Below are 3,037 nucleotides of genomic sequence, written 5' to 3' on the forward strand. Positions count from 1 at the left end.
CTACTGGTGGAGCCTTGGCGTCCCACGGAACTTCACCAAGATCAAGAAGGTTGGAGGGACGGTCGAGTGCACTTCATGGTCAGCGGTAGCCAATCTGGTCGATGAGATCAAGCTGACGACGGTCAAGACATCGGCGGCCAATTTCGTGCTGGGCGACCTGTTCTTCGGCTACAAACCAGAGAGCGGCAACACCAGGATCGGGCGGGTCTATCGCAGTGCCGCTCCTCCGAATGACGTTGTCCATATCCTGAATTGGTCCGTGTTGGAGAGTGAAACGAGTCCTGTGCACGGCGGTCTGTATGTCGATCAAACGGGCCTGTTCAATCATGATCTGATCGTCGTGACCGGCGGTGAGGCTTTTGAAGGTGGCCGGGTGTGGCGGATCACCTCAAATGGCGATCAAACCTCCAATACGAAGACATTATTCGCCGAGATTCCGAACACACACCTTGAGGGTGTCGTCACTCTTCCGAATGACCAACAGAAGTATGGTCCCTGGGCTGGGAGGATTGTCACCGGCGCCGAACGCCGGGATCCTCCCCTTATCTACACAATCGATACAACTGGCAACGTTGCCGAGTTCGCCGAAGGGATCGCTCCGGAGGACTTCGACATTATTCCGGGTGGTCAAGCCCTCTACTGCACTGACGGCAACGCAGGAAGGATCTACAAGGTCCCGGCGGCCTACTTCACCGAATACGTCGGCGATCTTCTCATCACCCAAGCGGGCGAGGTATGGGACTACCCGGCGGCGCTACTACTCCTTCATTGGGATGGGAGTCATTTCGTGAGGAAGTCAGTCTTCCCCCCTGAAGGAGTGATGTTCGAACACGTCACTTTCGCGCCCATCGACCTGTGATCATATCCATCTTGATTCGGCAATGAAGCCTGACATCTACATAGTGCTGGCTTGGACGGCCGTGACGACGGTTTCCCTTCGCGGTCAGGGCTACCTGATCTACGATCAAGTATCGCCGGTTCCTGGGTCGCCACCGGGAGCCGCAGAATGGCGGATCCCGGATCCGAACTTGGGATCGGGTCAGTCATTCACACCAAGCCTGTCTCGAATCGATTTTATCGATCTTCGGACGGGGGACTATACCGCTAGCAACGGGCGGGGTGGTGGCGTTTTCGTTATTCTGAGGTCGGACTCGATCAGCGGCCCCATTATCGCGTCAACCGCACCAGTCCTCATGGAGGACGGATTTGGACACGGGCCGGGGGTGGAGAACACCGTGAGCTTCTTCTTTCAAGCACCGGTGCCGCTCACTCCCGGCACAACCTATTATTTCCAACCTGTTGTCGAGATGAACAGTGATCCCTGGTATGTCATCGGCTACAACAGCTATCGGTATTCTGGCGGAACCGCTTTCTGGCAAGGAGAGGCGCAGCCGGGACTAGACATGTGGTTCCGGACAGGGATTGTCATTCCAGAACCGTCTTCCCTGGCGCTTGGGCTGTTCGGGCTTGCGGCTCTCGCGGCTGCCAAGAGGGCGTGCGCCGATAGGCGCCAAGCGGTGGGAGCTGTCTTCCCTACGCCTCCGGAATCTCCCACACCTACCCTCCGGCGTGGCGCTTGAGGTGGCCGGTGCTAACGCTGAGGATGAGGTAACCGGTCGGAATCGTGCCGTTCGAGGGGTCCGCCGTCACCGCCGCCGGCCTGAACTGTATCCACGTACCCGGCGTGACGACGCGTGCGCAACCATAAGCCGGCTTCACTACTGTCCGGTCATAACCCGCTGAATACCAGTTGGTTAGGGATTTGGATATGAAAACTCGCGAGGTCGCTTTTCGCAAGTAGCTGATGCAGAGGCACTTTCTCAAATGCGCTCACGCTCAGAATTTGCAGAGTTGTGGAGAGACTCTGCTCCAGAGCGAGTTCCTTGCTGACGATCGCAACCAGCACGTAAACACATATGGCGATCCAGATTTGGGTCTGCACCGCATTCTCCGAAGTCCCATAGAAGTTGCGGATGCGCAGATTGCCCTTCACCCACTTGAAGAACAGTTCGACTCGCCAGCGACTCTTGTAGAGCAGGGCAATGACCAGCGCGGCTAACTCCAGATGATTGGTCAGGTAAGCAAAGAGCCGGAAGGTTTCGGGATGGTAGTACGTGACCCGCCGCAGCAACCCGGGGTAGTTCCGGGCGCTCCGTGCGCCGGACAAGCGGATCAGTTGATCGGAGCGAACACCCTGGTTCGGTTCCACTGGCCGGGAACTGTGGCGCCAACTCTTCATTCCTTCTTTGGCGCGCGTCACAAAGAAGGCTCCCGCCTGGGTGAAACGATACAGGCGAGTGAAGTCCACATAACCGCGGTCCATCACGTAGAAAGCTCCGGGCTCCAGGGGCAGCGCGTCCAGGGCGTTGACATCGTGGCAAGCCGCGTCTGTCAGGCGAATGAAGCTCGGGATCGATCCGTGCAGGTCGAGCAGGGTGTGGAGTTTGATGCCCGCCTTCTGTCGACGGAACCGAGCCCACGGAAACAGGTTCAAGCACAGCTCGATCGTGGTGGAGTCAAACGCGTAGACCGTTTCCTCCAGTTCCACTCCGAAATCGTCGTGGGCATAGAGCTGGCGCGCCCGCCCGATGAGCTTCTGGGCCAAGTCGGCATAGATGCGCCAATCCCTTTGCTCATTGGCATCGGCCAAGGTACTCCGAGCGACATGGCCGCGAATGCCCATATGATAGAGCAGATTGGGGCGGGCGCGCAGACAGGCTTCGATGTCCCGCAGACTCTCTCGATAAGTCAGTTGCGCAAAGGCCATGCAGAGGAATTGGTCCCAACAAGAGAAGCTACTGACCTTGTAGTCTCCGTGATACCGGGCGACCAGGCGGTGGAATTCGTAATGCGGTACCCATTCGACGAGTTGAGCGAACGCCAGCTTTTCGGAATACATTTTCCGATGTTGGCACACCCGCTGCTGAGCGAAATCGCCGATTTGAGTTCAAGTCGTGAGCAGTCGCCGACCACGTTCTCGCCCTTTGTTTACAGTGCTTCGGCGCAAGTCCTACGCTCCAATGACCGGACAGCAGTG

Annotated in this window: 2 protein-coding genes and 1 pseudogene; 2 read left to right on the forward strand and 1 reads right to left on the reverse strand. The window is 57.7% G+C overall.

Going from position 1 to position 3,037, the window contains the following annotated elements; all coding sequences use genetic code 11:
- Together ACOSYY_RS09630 and ACOSYY_RS09635 are read left to right on the forward strand one after the other, a co-directional pair.
- Positions 1-859 (forward strand): annotated as a pseudogene (locus ACOSYY_RS09630) (hypothetical protein); the annotation flags it as partial.
- A gap of 22 nt (positions 860-881) precedes the next feature.
- Complete coding sequence (locus tag ACOSYY_RS09635; protein WP_421662056.1) at positions 882-1,580, forward strand: PEP-CTERM sorting domain-containing protein; 699 nt, start codon at positions 882-884, stop codon at positions 1,578-1,580.
- Positions 1,581-1,729: 149 nt separating this feature from the next.
- Here ACOSYY_RS09635 and ACOSYY_RS09640 read toward each other — a convergent pair whose 3' ends face one another.
- Complete coding sequence (locus tag ACOSYY_RS09640; protein WP_421662057.1) at positions 1,730-2,899, reverse strand: IS4 family transposase; 1,170 nt, start codon at positions 2,897-2,899, stop codon at positions 1,730-1,732.
- Positions 2,900-3,037: the final 138 nt, after the last annotated feature.

The sequence above is a fragment of the Nitrospira sp. BLG_2 genome, assembly GCF_049222245.1.